Source organism: Paenibacillus sp. JCM 9796 (assembly GCF_055379675.1).
In genome coordinates this window covers 5,282,862-5,303,550 of sequence record NZ_AP043723.1, presented here as the reverse complement: position 1 = coordinate 5,303,550, position 20,689 = coordinate 5,282,862, and the positions used below count along the sequence as shown (strand labels likewise).

The window sequence follows — 20,689 nt, the reverse complement described above, 5'->3', positions numbered from 1 at the left end:
CATATACATAACTCATTTCCCGAACCATTGATTTTTTTCCATGTTTCTCATTTATTCATAAAACGGCCTACCGCAAGTCAAGCCATCCGGATAAAATAACTGCAAGATGGGATAAAAAGGAGCGATCGCCGCATGCATACTACCGTTATGATCAGTTCTGCCGATTTTGATTTCGTCATTGACGGTCAGCCTGCAACCCTTGAGGACATCTTCCCCGGGATGAAGCCCCATGATCGTGTAGGCATCGTGGTTCGCGAGTCCGGAGGAGGTATTGGCGCCAGCGCTTTGATCATGGCGGCGATGGCCAAAGTCTATGACTTTTATCGGCCTAAGCTTGGCAATACCCCCGGTAAGTTAAGGATTTATCCGGAGTTCTACGTGTTTCATGTCGGTCAGAGGCATATGGATCATTATTGGATGGATATATGGCCGCCGCACAAGGAAGTCGAGGTTATCGACGATCCCGAGCAAATTCTGGAAGCGATTAACGATCGCGCAATAACCCGTCTGCTCGTTCCGGACACCCCGCCCGTAACAGCCGTTACCCTGTATGAGGCCATTCGTGAGGATCAAATAAATCCGTCGGCGGCAACGTTTCTTCAAGAAACGGTGAGCAGCGCCGAACAGCGCATCCTATCCGCTGTGGCGTATTCTTCGACCGGCCGAACCCGCCGGGCCGATGTCCTCATACGAAGCTGTTTGGCTGCCGAACAGGTTGTCATCGCCTCGATCAACAGTTCCGAAAGCTTGACCACCGAGCAGCGCGAGCAGCTGTGCGCGAAACGTGATGCGTTAATGGAGGGCGGACGTGCAGCCGAGACTTATCGCCGTATTCCCTTCGACGAGGCCATCCGTATGCTAACAACTTCCACTTTGGCAAGCGGGGTTACCCGTCGTTATATAGCCCTCATGTAGCCGGCAAAGATAAACTGCGTTTCGTTTCCCGTTGCTTGATTCCGTAGACAATGCAATTCTTGCCTCTTTCTATCCAATTCATATATAATTGGGTTGAAGGAGCGATCATATATTGTTAGTTAAAATGAGGCAAGAGGCATTCAACGCATTAGACGATGAGGCACTCGGGACTGCTTGTGTCGAGCCGCTCATCAAAGCTTATAAGGAAATCCAGACTCGAGGAGACGATTTCAGCACAGGGCTTTTTAAAGAACTATCAAGAGGACAAAAAGCGTTATTCGTGTTTCGTGCTTATTACAATCACGTCATGAAATCTGATGCTAATTTTTATTGGTGGAGTGCTTATTTTATGGCGCAACCCGAGAGATGGTCAGGGCTAAAAAGCGGGTTGCGTTTTTTCGGTGATCGCAACACCCTGCATGTCTTAGAGAGTTTGGAAGAGATTCTTAAAAAAAGGAATCACCCCAGGAGTTTAGAAAATTTCGATGTTTCAGCTAATGATCTACATCATGATCCTGAATTGATGTCTCTTGTAAAACCTCTTTTCGATAACCTTCACGAGGCCGTATGGATAACACATAAAATCATAGGTACATGTATACGAAGTAACCCCAATGACTTTGTGCAATTCGAGATAGATTAGGGTAGCATGAATAAAACCGGCTGCGATTGAACCGGTATTATCCCCTTCAAGTAGGCAGTAAGAAGAATCATTTCTTACCGTTATACTTAAAGGGGATTTTTCATGGGCGAAATGTGTTGTGGGCATTGCAAAAGGGCCGAAAGTAAACCCATCCGACAAATATGTAATCATCGAGTTATTTATTGTTTGGTGGATGGTTAAGATTTAATTCTGGATCATAAATATTATTCGTTTTCAAAAATATTTCTAAATCACAATGGACCCCTCCAGTATTGATTTTTCGTAACTCTAATCTAGACTTTGTAAACTCATGGAAATTGTGCAGCCTGCCCGGTTGGATCCGCGGCAGGCTGCATCGTTAATTGAGCTATTGTTCTCCGTTACTTACCGTCCAGTAACTTATTTTTCTGTCTGATACTTAATTTTTACTGAACAGCTGATCTTTGTCAATCTCAAGAAACTGCCTGGGACATGAGGTCCAGGCTGTTTCTTGCCTCAACGCTTTACAACCCGTACCAGGATGTCCTAGCTGCCTGAGCATGGCGGTGACATTCCCTCGATGGTACGTCCCGTGATTCACGAGATGCTGGATGAAATCTATATAGCGGGCTTGACTCCTTTAATTCCTCCCCTATATTTTCTTGAAAGCGTCCGGATAGGTCGCGATAAAGTCGATCATCTCTTCCGTGATGCTCCAGCCGAACACCTCCGTCAGAATCGGATCTTTAAAAAAGCCGCTGACCGCCTGCTTGTTAGCCGCTGCACTGTAACGGTCGAAGTGAGCGATTCGGCTTCCACGGTCGTGAACAAGCTGCATGTTAAGTATATGGCCCGGCAAACTGGCGCTATAGTCGAAATCCGTCACTCTTACGGTTGTACATACCGGATTACGGCTTGTCGTAAAATGAATCTCCATTCGGTTCAAATCGTACACGAGACTAAACACCGTATCCGGTCTGCGCATCTCCCGCAGCCCTTCGAATGCGTCCTCGATGCTGATCGACGGAAGCTCAAACTTATTGGCAATCCATTGGTCTGCCTTACGGAACCGGTGCATGGAGTTGGCTTCGTAATCCCCGGTCGCTTCCTCCTGCTCGGCCGGCTCATGCCTGGTACGAATCGTTTCCTGGTACAGGGAATTAGCCATAACGGGACATGGAAGCGAGGCATCCTTGTACACAGCCATTTCGCCATTCAGAAATTCGATGATCGCCCGGTCTCCCCGCTTGTCGCACACCATATAGTGCAGATGCGATTGGTTCTGGGCAATGCGAACCCGGGAGGCTGCCTCCAGCACTTCGCCAACTGTCGCACACGTATCGAGCATATATTGAATCCATTGAAGCTCCGATACCGCCGGCCTCTCATCCGGGGCCGGATACGCGGCTTGCCATAGAGTCGTTTGTTCGACAACGAGTCCCTCCTCATTCATGCCGCCGTTCGGGCACTCCTTCCCGATTTGGGATACGGTCAAGTTTCCATATATGGACACCCAAGATGCCGGCTGATCCGGCGGCAGGATGAATGCCGTTTTGGCGAGCCCTCTCTGGTTGGTGTACATATACACCCCGTCATAAATAACATCTTGATTTTTGCCTACGAAGTTAGTTTCGCCTTTACAGATATGCCAAGCAGTACTCATGTTTACTCTCCTTTTCTTCCAAAGCCAATTTGATTTGACTTCAGTATACCGTTCCGTTTTCCCCGCTTCTTGACATTCTTTACAGCAATTCATTCCTTTCAAAAGAAAAGGCTATGTTAATTCTCAATGTTGATTTTTGATATATACGAACAATCGTTCTACAATAATGGGTATAATCATATCGGAATATATCTGACCGCAAGCCTCGTAAACGTGGTGGCAAAGCTAAGTATCGTGGCATCAGTAATGACCAAATATGTGTGTTGGTTGCTCGTGACCGTCAGAAGATGACTTTTTCTGGCGTACTTGGGCGTGAACGAATTCGGACAATGAAATTGGATGAGGCTATTGGCAGTCATTTAACTGAGTCAAATGTACTTTGTACTGATTCGTGGAGGGCATTTAGTTCCTATGCGAATTCGAAAGGCTTAGACCATTACCGCTTTAAGTCCGATGGAAAACAACGTGTTAAAGGAGTTTACCGCATTCAGAATGTAAACCAGCTATCACAATCGTTTGAAACGTTGGATCGACCGTTTTAATGGTGTTGCAACCAAGTATTTGCAACATTATTTGGCTTGGTTCCGCTAGTTAGACAGCAAGGAATATGAGAACACAACGTCGAATAAGAAAAATATGTTGGTCACCTCTTGCCTGCTTACTGTAAAAGAGACAGACACCAAACTTCGACAAACTTCTTTTGTCTCAATTAAACGGGTAAGAAAGTTAAAGTAAAGTAATCTATAAAAGGTGGAGTGAATACACGTCGTGGCAACAATTGACGATTTTTTAAAGTTAGATATCCGTATAGGTACTGTGACTAAAGCAGAACCTTTTCCAGAAGCACGAAAACCTGCAATAAAATTAGAAATTGATTTTGGTGAAATCGGTATCAAACACTCTTCTGCCCAAATAACGAGAAGATATGAACCAGAACAACTTATAGGTAATCAAGTGGTCGCAATAGTAAATTTTCCAGTAAGGCGAATTGCTGGTTTTGAATCTGAAGTGTTGGTAATTGGAGGTGTTCCAGAGGAAGGTGATGTTGTACTATTAAAACCAGATGAACCAGTTAAAAATGGTACACCGATTGCCTAAAAGAACATTCGGTAATGGATTTTCATTCAACAAACGGATATCTATAGTTGATTAACCGCCTTTTCAGTTGGCGGTTTTCTTTTTGGCCCCCAAAATCAACAACAAAATTTAACATAGCCAAAGAAAAAGCCCGGCCAGCGCCGGGCATTTAAACAATCGGAATGGCGGTCTGAAATACGCTGCCCATGCCTTCTTTATAGTGGAAAACCGCATATTGGGACGCGGGGAGCTCCAGTAAAGCCAGCTCGCCGCTTTCCCGCTCGTTCGAAGAGCCTGCCGAAAAACCGGAAAAGTAACGGATGTCCTCCTCCGGAAATCTGGAGTTGTTGAGCGTCACGTTATACAAGCGGTCCACTCCGTTCGGCGTTATCCAATTTCCCACAAATCCGGCTACAAATGCAGACACCCTCCCGAGCCCTTCCTCGGTTTCGGGGTTAAACCGGATCTCCTGTCCGGTCAATGTAACTGCCGGTAAAGAAGCATACGTAAAGTCCACGATGACATCTTTGTTCACATTTTTAAATTCGCGCTCGACGACCGACTTTGTATTCAACCTTTGCAAACAAGCGTACTATCCAAATCATAGCAGATCCCTCCAGCAGCAACAATCTATTCAAGGAAGCCTGGACTGCCGCTGTTATTGAGCTATCGTTCTTCGTTAGCAAAAAGGTTTGTCTACTATGAAAATTCACTTATAACAGCCTGGATAATTCTTCTATATCTTCAGCTGAAGTGACCAACCCATGAATTGCGGAGGAAATTTCTCCTGTCGCAGCCGACTGCTTGTGTGAGATTTCAGTTGCTTTTTTCACTGAATTAGCGATAAATTCTACTTTTTGATTGAGTAAACGGAGTACACCACGGATTTCATCTACCGATCTGGCACTATCTTCAGCAAGGCTTCTAATTTCTTTGGCAACAACGGCAAAGCCTCTTCCATGTTCCCCTGCTCTGGCTGCTTCAATACCTGCGTTTAAACCAAGAATTTTAGACTTCCCTGCGACTGAGTTGATGAATGTTAAGATCTTTGCCGTTTTATCAACTTGTTCGCTCATTTCTTTTTGCGCAGTGCCCAATAATTCCATAAAATTAGCTAACTCGAGAGCCGAGGAAGAAAGCTCTTGGGTAGATGCAGCAATTTCTTCCGAAGTAGAGGCGAAATGCTGAGCTACAGAACTTAGTTTTTGTTGATTTTCCAAACTGATACCGATTCCAAAACCCCCAATAACTTTTCCATGCTCATCTGTGATGGGTACACTCTTTGCTTTAAAAGCAATGCCAAAAGCCTCTTTAGGCACACTAACCATTTGTGCTTTATTGGACTTCATAGCTAAATAAATAGCATCGCCTTCTGGAACAGCCATCCCGTCAATAGCACCAAGGTTCAGGTTTGAAGCAGGAAGATATAATAGAAACTTTTCGGTATCGGTTACTCCAATCATCACATCAAAAGGAATTCCCTCTTTTATTTTAGGCGCAAGTTTTACCCAATAATCGAGTAATTCATTCTTTTCATTCACCTTCCATCCCCCCTAAAATAGTTTATATACTTAAATATAATCTATGATTGTATGCGCTTACATAATGGATAAAATTACTATATCGGATTTTTTTTTGACTGTCAATGTCAGTAGGATGCTATATTTTCTGTCACATAATCTAAGGGAAATATACCCCCGAATATGCCAAGTTTAACCAATTCCTCTCGTTTACTGCGATTCGAATTCTCCTAACTGTCTGTAACGGCAAATTTTTTGTCGACCACTGGACCCCATATAAGTTACAATAATACTAACTCAATAGCAAAAGGGGATCATTTATGAAATATATCAGCACCCGGGGACAAGTATCCCCCACAGGATTTATCGACGCGATTCTGATGGGACTGGCCGACGACGGCGGCTTGCTCGTGCCTGAGCACATTCCGCAATTATCGGACGATACCCTTAAACAATGGCAGAAACTCACTTATCCGGAGCTCGCCCTAGAGGTGTTCTCCTTATATGTAAACAATGAAATTCCACGTGCGGATCTGAAGAAACTGGTCGACGACAGTTATGCGACATTCCGCCACGAGGATGTAACACCCGTACGCCGGCTCGACAACGGTCGATATGTGTTGGAACTGTTCCATGGCCCAACCTTCGCCTTCAAGGATGTCGCGTTACAATTTCTTGGCAATCTGTATTCCTACGTCTCCCGTAAAACGAACTCCATCATCCACATTCTTGGAGCGACGTCGGGTGACACAGGCGCTTCGGCGATCGAGGGCGTGCGCGGCAAAGAAGGAATCCGCATCTGTATCTTGCATCCACACCAGAAGGTGAGCAAGGTGCAGGAACTTCAGATGACCACGGTCAATGACGCCAACGTGCTTAACCTCGCCGTGGAAGGCACCTTTGATGACTGCCAACGAATCATTAAGGAACTATTCGCCGACGTTAGTTTCAAACACCGGTACCACCTGCGTGCCATCAATTCCATTAATATTGCCCGGATTCTCGCACAGACGGTGTACTACTTCTATGCTTACTTCCAGGTAGCGAACAAAGAGCATGCCGATAAGATCAGCTTCAGCGTACCGACAGGGAACTTCGGCGATATATTTGCCGGTTACCTGGCTCAAAGAATGGGACTTCCCATCCATAAACTGATCTTGGCGACGAACGAGAACAACATCTTGGCACGCTTTGTGAATGAAGGCGTATATCAACCGGGCGCTTTCCGAGGAACATACAGTCCGTCCATGGACATTCAAGTAGCAAGTAACTTCGAGCGATATTTGTTTTACCTGTATGGAGAGGACGCTGACACCGTGACCTCTCTCATGGCGCAGTTCAAAGCGGAAGGCCGCATCGTCATCACCGGAGACGTATTGAAGCGAGTGCAAGCCGACTTCTCGGCCTACAGCGTGGAGAACGAAGAATGCCTAAACACCATCAGTGCGTATTATGAGAAGTACAGTTATCTGCTGGATCCGCATACCGCCTGCGGCGCAGCAGCATCCGACAAGCCAGCGGCGGAGGGAGAGGTCACGGTTGTTCTGTCAACCGCCCACCCGGCGAAGTTCGACGAAGCCATCCGGCTGCGCAATATCAGTCAGACCTACCCCGAGCAAATCCAGGCGCTGTTCGACAAACCGCAAATCCAGACCGTTGTCGGCGGGTCCAACGAAGAAATAAAGAAACAGTTAGTGACGTTTTTTAATTAATCCTCAGCAAGCTGCGTGAGAAAGCCATCCTACGGGATGGCTTTTGTTGTTTGCTGCGTTGTCTTCGGCCATGTCAATTCCTCCAGTCAGCTACGGAATATTTACGCCCCTTAATATGACAATGTTTGATTAATTATTTTATTTAGTCTTTCAATCCGCCCCCATCCGATCCTTTTCCTGTCTATATACTACTATTCGTTTTTCCGGTTCCCTACTCGTCCCCATTTAAACATTAGGAAATATATGACATTCATTATCAACTATCGACACTATTTACAAGAGTGTGATATCATATAATTCTTGATAAAGTGGTAACGCAATAAAGCAATGGATACTTAGTAAAAGGTGGTTTTTCATTCGATGAAACGTTTGGCAACTATGGTTATGGTTATCACAGCATCGCTCTCCCTCCTTGCAGGATGCTCCGGTTCGAAGGGCTCGGCAGGCGAGGACAACAAACTGGTGATTGGCATTGACGACAAATTTGCACCGATGGGGTTCCGGGATGAGAAGAATGAGATCGTCGGGTTTGATATCGACTATGCCAAAGCGGCTGCCGAGAAAATGGGCACCACGGTGGAATTTCAACCTATCGACTGGAAAACAAAAGAATCCGAGCTGAGCAGCGGGCGGATCGATCTGATCTGGAACGGATATACGATTACGGACGAGCGCAAAGAGAAAGTCCTCTTCACCAAGCCCTATCTCAAAAATGCGCAGGTGGTTGTGACATTGGCAAAATCCAACCTGACCAAGCTCGATGATCTGGCAGGCAAGGTTGTAGGGCTTCAATCGCTTTCTTCCGCAGCAGATGCCTTGAATGACCACCCTATCAAATCCAGGATCAAAACCGTTACGGAGTTTTCGGATAACGTCCTCGCCCTGAGCGATCTGAAGATCGGCCGTGTCGATGCGGTGGTCATTGATGAGGTCGTGATTAAGTATTATATGGCCAAGGAAACGGGCACCTTCAAGCTGCTCAGTGAATCTCTTGCTCCGGAAGAGTACGGAATCGGCGTAAAGAAAGGCAACGACGCCCTGCTTCAGAAGCTGCAAAAAGCGCTTGACGAAATGAACCAGGACGGCACCGCGTCGAAAATCTCGCAAAAATGGTTTGGCGAAGACAAAGTATTAAAGTAAACAAAACCGAATGATGATCAGGCAAGCCGGATTTCTTCTCGGAAATCCTGTTTTGTTTTTGGGGGAATTTCTTCATGTCCGCAGATTACATCACCACCATGATCAAGCCGATGCTGCAAGGGGCCCAAATGACGGTCCTCTTGTTTCTAATCGCCATTGTGGTATCCATTCCGCTGGGCTTCGTGCTCACGCTAGCTGTAAAAAGCAGCATCAAGTCTATCGCTTGGCTCGCCCATTCCTATATCTACATCATGCGAGGGACGCCGCTGCTTCTGCAGCTGCTCTTTATCTGCTTCGGGCTGCCGATGCTGCCGCTGGTCGGCGAATATCTGGTGCTGGACCGGTTTACCGCTGCATGCCTGGGCTTTATCTTGAACTATGCGGCGTATTTTGCCGAGATCTTCCGCGGCGGTCTGCTGGCGATTGATAAAGGCCAATATGAGGCCTCACAGGTGCTGGGTTTGAACAAATGGCAGACCATGACACGAATTATTCTGCCTCAAATGTTCCGCGTTGCACTGCCTGCAGTGTCCAACGAGTCGATTACGCTGATCAAGGATACCGCGCTTCTGTATGCCGTTGCCGTTCCGGAACTGCTGCACTTTGCCCAGACGGCAGTGAACAGGGACTTTACGATCGTGCCTTTCTTTATAGCCGGTATGATTTATCTGCTCATGACGCTCTTGTTAACCGCACTCTTCAAATGGCTGGAACAAAGATTTAAATTTGAATAAAAGGAATGGCGAACGTGGCTATCATTGAAGTAACCAACCTCAAAAAATCATTTGGCACGCTGGATGTGCTGAAGCAGATTACATTTCAAGTAAATAAAAACGATGTGGTTGCGGTGATTGGCCCCTCCGGATCCGGGAAAAGCACGATGCTCCGAAGTCTGGTTCATCTCGAACAGATTAATGGCGGCAGCATCAACGTAGCCGGAGACTATCTTGTCAAGGACGGGGTCTACTCCAAGCCTCAGGAGATCAAGCGGATCACCTCCAAGATGGGCATGGTGTTTCAGCATTTTAATCTGTTCCCGCACCTCACGGTCCAGGAAAATCTGGAGCTCGCTCCCAAAATGGTCAAAAGAGAGCCGAGTGCGGAACTTCGCAGACGAAGCACCGGGCTGCTGGAAAAGGTAGGTCTCGCCGAACGGGCGTCGGCTTACCCGGCCAAGCTCTCGGGCGGCCAAAAGCAACGTGTCGCCATTGCCCGGGCGCTAATGATGAATCCCGAGATCCTGCTGTTCGATGAACCCACCTCCGCCCTCGATCCGGAATTGACCGGCGAGGTACTGCAGGTGATGAAGAGTCTCGCCGAAGAGCATATGACGATGATTGTCGTGACGCATGAAATGGGATTCGCCAAGGAAGTGGCCAATCAGGTGATGTTCATGGATCATGGAGAGATCATCGAAACCGGCCATCCGGAGCAGCTCTTTACAACTCCCCGGTTTGACCGAACGAAAGCCTTCCTGAACCGGAGTTGGCAATAGTTCCTCAGGCGCAGCTCTATCGAATGGATAGACTGCGCGCTTTTTTGCATGTCTGCTGCCCTCTATCCATTTAATCCGTCCAATTTGACGGCAATTTGCAGCTGCAGCCTCGTTTCCGGATCATCAAGATGAAATCCCAGCTCGTTGCGTATTCGTTCGATCCGGTAATTGACGGTATTATAGTGAATAAACAAACGCTCCGCAGTTTCTTTTACATTGCAATTACTAAGAAAATAAGTTCGCAATGTTTGTAAAAGCGAGCCTTGATGCTTACGGTCATATTCGATTAGCGGCTGTAAAAAAATTCGCTTATATTCCTCCAGTTCCTCGGTTCCTTGCAAGCGGTACAGCAAAAGATATATGCCTAAATCGCGATAATGAACAATCGCATCATTCACATGGCTTTCACGGCATACTTCCGCTGCGCGTTTGGCTTCGCGAAAGCTGGCCGGTACACCGCTTTGATCTTGAGCCTCCCGGCCCAAGCATAATGTCGCGCGCTTCTCCAGAAGTTTGGGGCGCAGCAGAGACCATACGTCTCCCAGCGCATCTTTTCTCCATTTCTGATCTTTCTCACCGCTGTTTATCAACGTGATAAGGACGACTAAGCTCTCTTCGAGAACCGTCCAAATCATATCTTTTTTACCGGCGGCATCCCAGTTTAATCTTCGGGCTATTTCCTGAAGGTCGCTCACCTCCGGCTTTCGTTCATGAAAGGTTACGACGCCTACCAAAAAGGACGATCCCTCGATGAACGGGCGTCCGCATGCTTCCGCCCTCATCCGCAAATCCGCGGGGGAAACGATGCGCCCGGCTATCCAATCCTGCAGAAATTGGTCGATATACTTGGCCTCAATTTTCTTCCTGACTTGCGAGTTGTTTATTTCAAAGCCGATTAGCTCGCTGGCCCAGTTCATCGTCAACGTATCGACAATTCCGTATTCGCTTTGCTGCTCCAGCATCAGCAAAAGAGACGGCTGCTGCACTTGTCCATCGGGCACCGATGTAATGTATACGCGAATCATTTGCTCCCCTGCCTGGATGAAACTGGTTTCAAGGGTTCGGTCCTCCCTGAGTCTCTCCCATCCGGCCTCGTCTACCTGCCTGCATAAATGCTCAGCTGAAGGTGAAGCCATCCAGCGATTGCCCGGGTCCAGCAATACAACCGGGTTTTGAATGAGAAGCTGCAGATGGTGTAAAAACGCATGAAGCCCATCCCCGTGCAATAGCACTTGGGACAGGCGTTGGACCCGGCTTTGAAGAAGCGTTAGCTGTCTTACTTCCGTGACGAGAACGCGTTCCATCACTTCGCGGACAACATCGGAGAATGCGGTATCCGGGGGAAGCTCGATTAAGGGGAGTCCATGAAACTCGGCGGCCTTCACAGCCGAGTCGGGCACGGTGTCTATAAATCGTTTCGTCTTGATGCCCAGAGCGACTACGCCCTTTTGCACAAGCTGCTCAATTAAGGTGACAAACAATTCCGGATTATGTTTTAAGGGATACCCCGTTGTCATTAAGAACTCGCCAGGCTTTACCCAATTAATCACATCGGGAACTTCCATCACATTGATTCTGCTTATCGTCTGCTCCAAGCCGGACCGTCCCCCAAGAAGAACAGCCTCCTTGAAATGAGGGATCGAGAAAAGATCTTTTACAGTAAAGCCGTACACAGCTTCCTTTTCCATCGTTTATTCCTCCCGGTGCGCACTTCGTGTCTGTTTTCAATGCAGTCGTTGTCAAGCGTTTCGCAGGCTTTTTACAACCGGCTCCGACATCGACGTCCACCCGAAAATTCCGCCCTGCTGCCAAATCATTCGCAGTGCAGCCGCATGATCTTCAGGTTCAAAGGCGGCTGTTGCATCTTCCAGCACAAGACATTCATACCCCCGGTCATTCGCTTCCCGGAGTGTGGTATGCACACAAACATGTGTCGTGACCCCGCATAAAATTAACGCTTCTATCCGGTTTTCTTCAAGAATCGCTTGTAAATCCGTTTGAAAAAACGCTCCTTTTCCAGGCTTGTCGATTATGATCTCCCCCGCTTCGGGGGTGAGTTCGGGAACGATAGCATGTCCCCTTTCTCCACGAATCAGAATTCGCCCCATCGGTCCCTCGTCTCCAATCCCGGCCCCCTGTCTCCGGCTCCGCCTAAGCTTGGACGGCGGACAATCGGACAAATCGGGCAGATGCCCCTCCCGGGTATGAACGATCATCAGGCCGGCGAATCTGGCAGCGGCCATGACGCGCGAGATGACCGGGATAATGGACCGTGTGGACGAAATATCATTTCCAAGCCGTTCCCCAAATCCTCCCGGTGCGCAAAAATCATTCTGCATGTCAATGACGACAAGAGCTGTCCGGTCGGGACGAAACACAAACGGATACGGCAGGGACTCATTCAGCGTTAGGGTTGGTTTCATCATTTGACTTCCCTCGTCTCCGGCAATTTTTGAATGCAGGCGAACCAATGCTCAGTTCGAGTTATGCAGATGAAGCCTGAGGAGCGTGCCGATTAATTTATCCGAACTGGACACCGCCCCAAAAACACCGCCTTGCATCGTCGCCATTTTCAGCGCAGCCACATGGTTGCCTACATCGGTTGCGCCGGTACAATCCTCCAGTATCAAGCATTCATACCCGCGATCATTGGCTTCCCGCATCGTGGTATGAACGCCGACGTCCGTGGTGATTCCGGTGAGAATCAGATGCGTAATTCCGCGCGATCTCAGAATCAGATCAAGATCCGTAGCGAAAAAACCGCCCTTGCCGGGCTTATCCACAACAATCTCATCCGGCAAGGGGGTAAGTTCCGTCACAATCCGCCAACCGGGCTCGTCTCTTACCAAGATTCGGCCCGAGGGGCCGACGCTTCCGATCTCCGCACCCGCTCTCCGGCTGCGCCACCGTTTATTGTCCGGTAAATCGGAAAGGTCCGGCCGGTGTCCTTCCCTGGTAAAAACGACGGTGAATTCGGGGATGGACCGAACGACCTCAAGCAATCTGCGGATCGGATCAATCGTACGCGCCGTTAAATGCGGGTCGTACCCCATCCGTTCTACATAGCCGCCTCTTCCGCAAAAATCATTTTGCATATCAATGACTAGCAGCGCTGTTTTCCGGGGGACAAGCTCCCCGTCATAAGGCCATGAATAAGGATAAGACGGAACGGTTATTCTACCTGATTGTCCTTGTTGTCTATGCCATTTCAAATTCGCCGCACGCTCCTTACCCGGGCCTGACGGTACAAATGGTTTACGGTGCTCATTTCGGTATATTTCCGAGGACGCCCTTCACTAAATAATCGGCGGCTTCCAATTTTTCAACGGGCGGTATTTCTCCTTCCTTGATTTGAATTTTGCCCGATTGATCTTCAATAGGCCCTTTGAATGGCTGCAGCGTACCGTCAAGCAATTCCGTTTTTTTCGTTTCCACAAACTTTTTCACATCATCCGGAACCCCCGCACCGAGCGCTGTCATTTGAACGACGTTGTCTTTCAAGGTTCCGCGATATTTACCTTCGTACTTGCTGCCTTTAAATTTACCGTCGACAGCGGTTTTCACCATATCTACGAATAAATCCGGCCAGTTCCATACAGATCCGGTAATCCATCCTTTCGGCGCCAGAGAGGAAGCGTCCGCATGATAGCCAACCGACATGACGCCTCTGCGTTCGGCGGTTTCGATGATCGTTTTGGTACAATCTTGATGCTGCGTCAATACATCTACACCGTTGTCGATCAGCGAGTTGGCCGCATTCGCCTGCTGTCCCGGATCACACCAGCTTCCCGTAAAGACAACCGATGTCGTCGCATCCGGATTTACCGATTTGGCTCCAAGCTCAAAAGCATTTACGTTCAGCAGCACCTGAGGAATCGGAACGGAAACGATATAACCCAATTTCCCTGTTTTGGACATTTTGCCCGCTGCAACGCCGGCAAGATAAATCGGCTCCCAGATCGTACCGAAATAGGTACCCAAATTGTCCGCCGTTTTCAGACCCCCCTGATGAAAGAAAGCAACTTCGGGATGGCGCTTGGCCACGTTCAGCGCAGGATCAAGGTGTCCGTAAGAGGTCGGGAAAATAATTTTGGCCCCTTCCTGGATCATCTGCTCCATGACCCGCTCAGCCTCTGCCGTCTCAGGGACGTTCTCGGCCCGCAGCACTTTTAAATCCGGGAACGCCTTTTGGACCGCTTCACTGCCCAGATAAGCCGCCTGGTTATACCCGTAATCATCACGCGCGCCTACGAAGATGAAACCGACAGCAGTCCCGCCTGTTCCCGGAGTGACGGAGCCGGTGCTTTTGGCGGCTTCCGCCCCGCTGCCGCTAGTTGGCGCTTGATTCGATCCGGGTTGGCTGCAGCCGGCCAAAAGAATGACAGAAGCCAGCGTTAATGCCAAAAAGCTCTTCATTTTGTTCCATTTCATGTGTGATTCCCTCCATTTTTATATATAAATTCAAGTGAAACCTCATGACCCGGCCGAGTTTCCGGTAAATACTTTACCCAGAGCCTCAGGGGTTTGGCTTCGCTGTCGAAGCTCCACAACCAGCAGAGCCGCAAGGGTCAGCAGATAAGGCAGCATGAACAGGAAGAACGGAGAAATCGGCAGCTGCGTCTGCTGAACGGTAAGCTGCAGAGCTTGAGCGGCACCGAACAAATAAGCGCCGAGCATCGCCCTTGCCGGCTTCCAGGAAGCGAAGATCACAAGCGCGACCGCTACAACGCCCCGCCCTTGCACCATATTCTCCACCCAACTGTGGGTATAAGCTACCGAAAGCTGAGCGCCGCCTATGCCGGCCAAAAAACCTCCGGCCAATACGGCTGCATACCGGACCAGCTTCGGATTGAATCCGTTGGCAAAGAGCACTTCCTCTCTTTCGCCGGCAGCTCTGAGAATGACTCCAAGCCGGGTACGAAACAACAAATACCATAACAAAGGCACTAGAACTATGGATAGATAAGTTAACGGATCATGATTGAATAAAATCTGGCCCAGAAACGGAATATCCGATAAGTAAGGGATAGGTATCGGATTAAAACCGACGATTTGCTTGCTGACAAATCCCCGTCCAAAAAACGAAGTAAGCCCCATACCGAAAAACATGATCGTTAGTCCGGTCGCCAGCTGATTGGCATGGCAGGTGAGAACCAGAAAGGCGTGGATTGCAGAGATGAGCAAGCCGCATAATCCGCCTGCCAGCGTACCGAGCCACGGGTTGCCGGTCCAAGCCGTAACCGCGAATCCTCCGAGTGCCCCGGCAAGCATGGAGCCTTCCGTCCCCAGATTGATCACGCCGGCACGTTCCGAGATCAATTCCCCTTGGCTTGCCAGCATGACAGATGTTCCCGAACGAAATGCCCCTGTCAAAATATCCGCTATCATTTATTCAACCTCCTTCCACTGCCGAGCAGAAAGAACAGAACCAGCGCCATCAAAATATAGACCGAAGAAGATGGAAGTCCGGAACCAATCTCAAGCGAGTTGCCGGCAACGCTGATCATCCCGAGCACAAACGCCGAAACGATAAGACGCAGCGGGTGATTCCAGGCCATCCAGGCGGCCAAGAAGCCAAGATACCCGTAATTGACCCCTGTCGCTGGGCGAAGGCGGCCTTCAATACCTGCAATTTCAATCATCCCGGCTATACCCGCCAAAGCGCCCCCGGCAATCAGCACCCAAAAAAACATCTTGTTCACCTTAAAGCCGGCGCGCTCCGCAGCAAAGATGTTACCGCCAAGCACCCGAATACGGAAGCCGAGCTGCGTCTTCGCCAAGACGAACCAAACGACTGCCGCCAGAACAAACGCGATTGCAATGCCTGCATGAAGCCTCGTGCCATCCATAACCGGCAGCCGCAAGGAAGGCGCAATCTCGGGGGAAAAGGGCCAATTGAACGATTTCGGATCTTTTAATAATCCGTGTACAAAGAATCCGACGGTAAAGGAGGCGACGTAATTCAACAGCAGGCTGGTGATCGTTTCATTAAGCTTACCCTTGACCTTAAGAATAGCCGTGACTCCAGCCCAGACCGCCCCTCCCAGAGCGCCGGCGGCGAGCATTAGCGTTAGGCCAGCCCAGGCCGGGAAATGGTCAAGATAAAACACGGCAAACCATGTGGAAAACAGAGCACCGATCGCAAGTTGTCCTTCTCCTCCCACATTAATCAAACCCGCTTTGGCCGGTAAGGCTGCGGCAAGGCCCGTCAAAATGAACGGCGTTGCCTTCAGCAATACTTCGCCAAAGCCATAGGCGCTCCCGAATGTGGAACGAACCATCGAAACGTACAATTGCACCGGGTTTACACCGAAAAACAACAGGAACGCGCCAAAGATCATAAAAGGAACGATCAATACGCCGACCTGAAATGCGAACAGCTTTAATTTGCCGCCGAGCGAAAAGGACCGCCCGGGTAATGCAACCGTATCCGCTTGCTGCTTCATGCCAATTCTCCTTTCAACATGCGGGAGCCGATTTCTGATGCATCGGTTTCCGACGGACGATAAGGCCCTCGCAATTGTTTGCCGGAAAGAACAACCAGCCTGTCCGATAATTTGAACAATTCATCCAAATCCTCCGAAAACAGTAATACAGCCGTTCCTCTCTCCGCTAATGTGATCAACTGCTGTTGGATCGTACGCGTCGTTCCTATGTCCAGTCCCCGGCTGGGGTAACTGATGATCAGGATTTTGGGCTTTCTGATCAGGGCTCTGGAAAGCACCATTCGCTGCACATTTCCTCCGGAAAGCTGATCCGCACGCCGATCGGCAGCCGCCAACGCGAGGGCCCGGGCCTCCTCACTACCCTCCAGCAAGCTTCGGACATGCTGCCAATCGATACCGGCTCCTTTAGGCTTCATCGGAATTCCATCCAAGACCATATGCTCAAGTATAGTAAAACCCGGGATCACCGATTCCTTGAGCGGATCCTCAGAGACGAAGCTGACCCCGGCCTCCATAAACGCTTTTGTGCCGCCTTCTAACTCTTTCCCGTCAACCGTAAGCCTGCCGGACGTTAAATGACGCAGACCGAACAGCACTTCGGCCAATTCCCGTTGTCCGCTCCCGGAAATTCCTGCTACACCGGTAATTTCCCCCTGTCTTAAAGTCAATTGAATATCCTTAAGCACCGTTTCGCCATGGCTTCCCAGGATAGTCCCGCGTTCGATTTGAAGCACCACCGGGTTTTCCCGTGCGGCATCTTGGGTTTGCTTGTTCACTGGCTTCAGCGTCTTGGCCCCCATCATTGCCGCAATCAGCACATTCCCATCCAATCCGTCCTCGCGGCTCGCTGTAAAGGTGATTTGACCGCTGCGCAGAACGCTTACCTGATCTGCGCAAGCCAGAACTTCATTAATCTTATGTGTAATGAGCAGAATGCCGTATCCGTCTTGTCTAAGCAAACCCAGCATCTGAAGGAAGGCTTCCACTTCTTGAGGCACAAGCACACTGGTCGGTTCGTCAAAAATAATCACGCGCGTTCCGGGAATCAGCAGCACCTTCACGATTTCAAGACGCTGGCGTTGACCTAAATCAAGCTGCCATACATGCGCATCGGGATCAACCGATAATCCGTACTTTTCGGAAATTCCCAGAATGCTGTCACGAAGCTGCTTTCTCCGAAGGCGCCAACCACCACTCGACATGGCAAGTGCGATATTATCCAATACAGTCATTGCCGGAATCAGACGAAAATCCTGAAACACCATGCCAATGCCTTTTGCCTTCGCCTTAAGGGGAGGATGCAATGAAACGGCTTCGCCATCCATATAAATGGCGCCTGCATCGGGGGCATATACCCCATACAGCATTTTCATTAAAGTGCTTTTACCCGCGCCGTTCTCTCCAAGAATGGCGTGAATAGAGCCTTGTTTCACCTCCAGATTGATGTCTTTATTGACAACCAGCGAACCAAAACGTTTGGTTAAGCCTTCGGTCCGTAACAGATAGAAATCGGCGGTATCCCGAGAATGATTCATCTTCCAACCCACCTTAAATATGTTATATATAATAACATTAAAATGAATGATTAATTTACATAGATTATTATAATACCTTTCAATCGCTTTATCTTTATGAATTTGTTACAAAATTAACAATTATTTTTTAGTGATTTTTTATAAAAATAACATATATATAACATATAATTTCAATAAAATCCCATTTTAAATGTCAGGTTTGGGGCTTTGCCGTTAAAAAAAACTGTCTCTCCAGCTCCAAAGCTCACTTTTGAGACAGCCTTTCATGTTATGTTATACGGCAAAAACTGCCGCTCCTATCCATCCATTCCTGCAGCTATACCGCTTCAACGGCATTACGCCAACCTCCATAGCTCGTTATATCTACGGCCTCTGCCGCGGCATAAGCTTCGCAAATGAATCCTGGAACCTCCACTCCATCCAGCAGCTCGATTTTCCCGATCCCAAGCGGAGCAGGTATGGCTGCGGCAAAAGCTCCGAAACGGTCCGTGGGCATTTCCCACAATTCCAATCGAATGGAAGCCCCTCCCTGCTCTTTCCTGATCAAACCCGGTTTGGCAGGATCCGTCGGCAGCTTGATCATTTGATATTTCGCCGCCGTTGCGGCATCACGTACAAAACGCGCACCAAACTCCTTCATTTGCTTTTCCAACGGATACCCGCGCATATGAAGGCCGCAAACGGCGACAGGAACCATATCCCGGGACACGGGTTTCAACTCCGTCGTCAAGTCAACTCCTGCCAGATTGGCAGAGGAATCGGCAAAACAAGCAGCGGCGCCGCATATCAGCGCTTCGTTCTCCGCGAGCGCAAACATTGTGATTCCAAACGGTGTATTCGGCGCGGCGTCTTCCGCCGGCACAGCAACCGCACAAAGATCAAGCAAGTTACAATGATTGGTATAAAGCCCCATAGCACTGTTTGCCGTAATCGGGTTGTTCCTCACTTCTTGAAGAGTCCATGTCCCTGCGCAAGTCGGCAAGATCAGAACGGCGTCTGCCAACCATCTTCTTACTTCAAGCTTATGGGCTTGCAGCGTATGCCAGGCTTTAAACAACGAAGCGGCACTGTAATCCGTTGTCGCACCTGAGCGCAAAATTCGTTCCGTCACCGGCAGAGCGCTGCCCGGATGCGCTTCGACGAAATCGCCTAATCCGGCCCACCGCTCAGCGACAAACGGTCCGTCGTACAACAGCGCTGACGTTTGAGATAGCTTGCTTGTATCCGTATATTCGACGGGGATGCCCAGCTTCTTCAATCTTTCTACAGCCAAATCCCAAGCTTGGCTGTACTCGTTCGCAAAGGTTCCGAAAAAATTCAGCGGCTCCTTAGGCAAATAAATTTTTCGAGGGAGCGCAGGCGTCGGAGCCGGAAAGCTTCGTGACCAAGGATTGGCATGATCAACGCCCCGCGCTACAGCATCTACCGCGAGCGCGTCTTCCAAACTGTGCGCAAGCACCGAAACACAGTCCAAGCCGGCGCAGGCCGGAACAACGCCTTTTGTCGACCACGCTCCCAGCGTCGGCTTATAACCGACAAGCCTGTTCAAGGCAGCCGGTACACGTCCCGACCCCGCAGTATCCGTCCCCAGAGCGAAAGCTGCATGACCGCGCGCTACAGCAACTGCGGAACCTGAGCTTGAACCCCCGCTGATCAGTTCTCCACGCAAGGCGTTTTTTGTCTCGCCGTAAGGACTTCTTACTCCCACCAAACCGGTTGCGAATTGATCCAGGTTCGCTTTGCCGACGGGAATAGCTCCAGCTTCAATTAATCGTTCTACAACGGTCGCATGTTCTGTCGGCGTATATTCAAAATCCGGGCAACCCGCCGTTGTCGGTACATGCGCCAAGTCAATATTGTCTTTGATCGCAAAAGGAATCCCCCACAGCGGCGCTTGTCCCTTGTCCAAAAGCTTCAGACGGTCCAAGTAAGGCTGAATCATCTTCATGCTGGGCAGCGTAATCCATATATTCATTTCCGCATCTTCGGCGGCCCGGTTTATGATTTCATTCACAACTTCTTCAGGACTCCAAACATTGTTTTGATACATTTCCCGTAACCAAGAAATCGACAATTCTCTCGGAAGCATGCGGGTGTTCATCCATTATCACCATCCTTTTTTGTAACATCCTTTACCAAGTGCGTGTTAAAAAATTGATTCGGCGGCACAGCTTCCTCAACCGGCAGGAAGATACTGATTTGCTCCGACGGAACGATATCGTCGTTAAGTACGGAGTGTACGGTTCCTGCCGGAACGTGAAAGGTATCCCCGGCCTGATAGTTTTTCCACTCCCCATTACACAGCAGCTTTACTTTCCCAACCGTAATATGGATGATTTCCGCTACATCATGATAATGCGGGAGCACCTGTCCGCCCGGACCGATTTTTTCCCAGAGGATGGAGCTGGTCCTTATTCCCAGCCCATCCGCCTGCTGTGCATTCAAGATTTCCCGGTGATACAGCTCTCTGTGGTTGGGCATTAGCTCCCATTCCATCTCATCGCCAACAATAACTTTGGTTTCATTTCCCGTGATCATGTGATGTCCTCCTCAACGATAGATAG

At 49.1% G+C, this 20,689-nt stretch carries 19 protein-coding genes and 2 pseudogenes; 8 read left to right on the top strand and 13 right to left on the bottom strand.

Annotation, left to right across the window (positions count from 1 at the left end):
* The first annotated feature begins 132 nt into the window (after positions 1–132).
* The gene (locus ACZ439_RS25530) at positions 133–915 is read left to right on the top strand and encodes a hypothetical protein (RefSeq protein WP_054799492.1); all 783 of its coding nucleotides are present in this window, start codon (positions 133–135) and stop codon (positions 913–915) included.
* A gap of 112 nt (positions 916–1,027) precedes the next feature.
* Positions 1,028–1,558 (top strand): hypothetical protein, encoded by a 531-nt coding sequence (locus tag ACZ439_RS25525; RefSeq protein ID WP_464620352.1) that lies wholly within the window; start codon positions 1,028–1,030, stop codon positions 1,556–1,558.
* Positions 1,559–1,976: 418 nt separating this feature from the next.
* Here ACZ439_RS25525 and ACZ439_RS25520 read toward each other — a convergent pair.
* Positions 1,977–2,162 (bottom strand): annotated as a pseudogene (locus ACZ439_RS25520) (DinB family protein); the annotation flags it as partial.
* Between the two features lie 27 nt (positions 2,163–2,189).
* A complete protein-coding gene (locus tag ACZ439_RS25515) occupies positions 2,190–3,200 on the bottom strand; it encodes a linear amide C-N hydrolase (RefSeq protein WP_164751687.1) in 1,011 nt (336 codons plus the stop codon).
* A 182-nt stretch (positions 3,201–3,382) separates the two neighbouring features.
* On the opposite strand from ACZ439_RS25515, the pseudogene ACZ439_RS25510 reads away from it, so the two are divergent.
* Positions 3,383–3,935: pseudogene (locus ACZ439_RS25510) on the top strand (IS1595 family transposase); the annotation flags it as partial.
* Positions 3,936–3,968: 33 nt separating this feature from the next.
* Entirely contained in the window at positions 3,969–4,298 is a 330-nt protein-coding gene (gene csaA / locus ACZ439_RS25505; RefSeq protein WP_054796698.1) for a chaperone CsaA, read from the top strand.
* 148 nt (positions 4,299–4,446) lie between these two features.
* Here csaA and ACZ439_RS25500 read toward each other — a convergent pair whose 3' ends face one another.
* The gene (locus ACZ439_RS25500) at positions 4,447–4,860 is read right to left on the bottom strand and encodes an AraC family transcriptional regulator (RefSeq protein WP_054799494.1); all 414 of its coding nucleotides are present in this window, start codon (positions 4,858–4,860) and stop codon (positions 4,447–4,449) included.
* Positions 4,861–4,990: 130 nt separating this feature from the next.
* On the bottom strand, positions 4,991–5,818 hold the full coding sequence (locus ACZ439_RS25495) for a methyl-accepting chemotaxis protein (protein ID WP_464620351.1): 828 nt from the start codon (positions 5,816–5,818) through the stop codon (positions 4,991–4,993).
* Positions 5,819–6,117: 299 nt separating this feature from the next.
* Between ACZ439_RS25495 and thrC the strand changes: the two genes are divergently transcribed.
* From thrC to ACZ439_RS25475, 4 genes are all read left to right on the top strand, one after another.
* Positions 6,118–7,509: a threonine synthase gene (gene thrC / locus ACZ439_RS25490; protein WP_464620350.1), complete on the top strand. Its 1,392-nt coding sequence runs from the start codon at positions 6,118–6,120 to the stop codon at positions 7,507–7,509.
* Between the two features lie 360 nt (positions 7,510–7,869).
* The gene (locus ACZ439_RS25485; protein WP_054799497.1) at positions 7,870–8,649 is read left to right on the top strand and encodes an amino acid ABC transporter substrate-binding protein; all 780 of its coding nucleotides are present in this window, start codon (positions 7,870–7,872) and stop codon (positions 8,647–8,649) included.
* A gap of 74 nt (positions 8,650–8,723) precedes the next feature.
* On the top strand, positions 8,724–9,383 hold the full coding sequence (locus ACZ439_RS25480; RefSeq protein ID WP_054799498.1) for an amino acid ABC transporter permease: 660 nt from the start codon (positions 8,724–8,726) through the stop codon (positions 9,381–9,383).
* A 14-nt stretch (positions 9,384–9,397) separates the two neighbouring features.
* Positions 9,398–10,144: an amino acid ABC transporter ATP-binding protein gene (locus ACZ439_RS25475; RefSeq protein WP_141333973.1), complete on the top strand. Its 747-nt coding sequence runs from the start codon at positions 9,398–9,400 to the stop codon at positions 10,142–10,144.
* 62 nt (positions 10,145–10,206) lie between these two features.
* Here the strand turns inward: ACZ439_RS25475 and ACZ439_RS25470 are convergent, their stop codons facing one another.
* The 9 genes from ACZ439_RS25470 to ACZ439_RS25430 all read right to left on the bottom strand — a co-directional run bounded on the left by ACZ439_RS25470 (position 10,207) and on the right by ACZ439_RS25430 (position 20,663).
* Positions 10,207–11,832: a PucR family transcriptional regulator gene (locus tag ACZ439_RS25470; protein ID WP_127604280.1), complete on the bottom strand. Its 1,626-nt coding sequence runs from the start codon at positions 11,830–11,832 to the stop codon at positions 10,207–10,209.
* 51 nt (positions 11,833–11,883) lie between these two features.
* The gene (locus ACZ439_RS25465; protein ID WP_464620349.1) at positions 11,884–12,570 is read right to left on the bottom strand and encodes a cysteine hydrolase family protein; all 687 of its coding nucleotides are present in this window, start codon (positions 12,568–12,570) and stop codon (positions 11,884–11,886) included.
* Positions 12,571–12,618: 48 nt separating this feature from the next.
* Positions 12,619–13,356 carry a biuret amidohydrolase gene (gene biuH, locus ACZ439_RS25460; protein ID WP_236595873.1) on the bottom strand — a complete coding sequence of 246 codons (738 nt, stop codon included), beginning with the start codon at positions 13,354–13,356 and terminating at the stop codon, positions 12,619–12,621.
* A 52-nt stretch (positions 13,357–13,408) separates the two neighbouring features.
* Positions 13,409–14,575 (bottom strand): BMP family ABC transporter substrate-binding protein, encoded by a 1,167-nt coding sequence (locus ACZ439_RS25455; protein ID WP_155614291.1) that lies wholly within the window; start codon positions 14,573–14,575, stop codon positions 13,409–13,411.
* Between the two features lie 42 nt (positions 14,576–14,617).
* Positions 14,618–15,532, bottom strand: a complete 915-nt coding sequence (locus tag ACZ439_RS25450; RefSeq protein ID WP_127604284.1) for an ABC transporter permease — start codon at positions 15,530–15,532, stop codon at positions 14,618–14,620.
* Positions 15,529–16,590: an ABC transporter permease gene (locus ACZ439_RS25445; RefSeq protein ID WP_155614293.1), complete on the bottom strand. Its 1,062-nt coding sequence runs from the start codon at positions 16,588–16,590 to the stop codon at positions 15,529–15,531. The genes ACZ439_RS25450 and ACZ439_RS25445 overlap by 4 nt, the downstream gene beginning before the upstream one ends.
* Positions 16,587–18,125 carry an ABC transporter ATP-binding protein gene (locus ACZ439_RS25440; RefSeq protein WP_054796704.1) on the bottom strand — a complete coding sequence of 513 codons (1,539 nt, stop codon included), beginning with the start codon at positions 18,123–18,125 and terminating at the stop codon, positions 16,587–16,589. Before ACZ439_RS25440 ends, ACZ439_RS25445 begins: the two co-directional genes overlap by 4 nt.
* A 316-nt stretch (positions 18,126–18,441) precedes the next feature.
* Positions 18,442–20,226, bottom strand: a complete 1,785-nt coding sequence (gene atzF, locus ACZ439_RS25435) for an allophanate hydrolase (protein WP_464620348.1) — start codon at positions 20,224–20,226, stop codon at positions 18,442–18,444.
* The gene (locus ACZ439_RS25430; RefSeq protein WP_127604289.1) at positions 20,223–20,663 is read right to left on the bottom strand and encodes a cupin domain-containing protein; all 441 of its coding nucleotides are present in this window, start codon (positions 20,661–20,663) and stop codon (positions 20,223–20,225) included. Before ACZ439_RS25430 ends, atzF begins: the two co-directional genes overlap by 4 nt.
* Positions 20,664–20,689: the final 26 nt, after the last annotated feature.

Excerpts from the sequence above, each read along its gene's own strand:
- ACZ439_RS25530 (WP_054799492.1), top strand. The coding sequence starts at position 133 with ATGCATACTACCGTTATGATCAGTTCTGCCGATTTTGATTTCGTCATT.
- ACZ439_RS25515 (WP_164751687.1), bottom strand. The coding sequence starts at position 3,200 with ATGAGTACTGCTTGGCATATCTGTAAAGGCGAAACTAACTTCGTAGGC.
- thrC (WP_464620350.1), top strand. The coding sequence starts at position 6,118 with ATGAAATATATCAGCACCCGGGGACAAGTATCCCCCACAGGATTTATC.
- ACZ439_RS25485 (WP_054799497.1), top strand. The coding sequence starts at position 7,870 with ATGAAACGTTTGGCAACTATGGTTATGGTTATCACAGCATCGCTCTCC.
- ACZ439_RS25480 (WP_054799498.1), top strand. The coding sequence starts at position 8,724 with ATGTCCGCAGATTACATCACCACCATGATCAAGCCGATGCTGCAAGGG.
- ACZ439_RS25470 (WP_127604280.1), bottom strand. The coding sequence starts at position 11,832 with ATGGAAAAGGAAGCTGTGTACGGCTTTACTGTAAAAGATCTTTTCTCG.
- ACZ439_RS25465 (WP_464620349.1), bottom strand. The coding sequence starts at position 12,570 with ATGATGAAACCAACCCTAACGCTGAATGAGTCCCTGCCGTATCCGTTT.
- ACZ439_RS25455 (WP_155614291.1), bottom strand. The coding sequence starts at position 14,575 with ATGAAATGGAACAAAATGAAGAGCTTTTTGGCATTAACGCTGGCTTCT.
- ACZ439_RS25450 (WP_127604284.1), bottom strand. The coding sequence starts at position 15,532 with ATGATAGCGGATATTTTGACAGGGGCATTTCGTTCGGGAACATCTGTC.
- ACZ439_RS25445 (WP_155614293.1), bottom strand. The coding sequence starts at position 16,590 with ATGAAGCAGCAAGCGGATACGGTTGCATTACCCGGGCGGTCCTTTTCG.
- ACZ439_RS25440 (WP_054796704.1), bottom strand. The coding sequence starts at position 18,125 with ATGAATCATTCTCGGGATACCGCCGATTTCTATCTGTTACGGACCGAA.
- atzF (WP_464620348.1), bottom strand. The coding sequence starts at position 20,226 with ATGAACACCCGCATGCTTCCGAGAGAATTGTCGATTTCTTGGTTACGG.
- ACZ439_RS25430 (WP_127604289.1), bottom strand. The coding sequence starts at position 20,663 with ATGATCACGGGAAATGAAACCAAAGTTATTGTTGGCGATGAGATGGAA.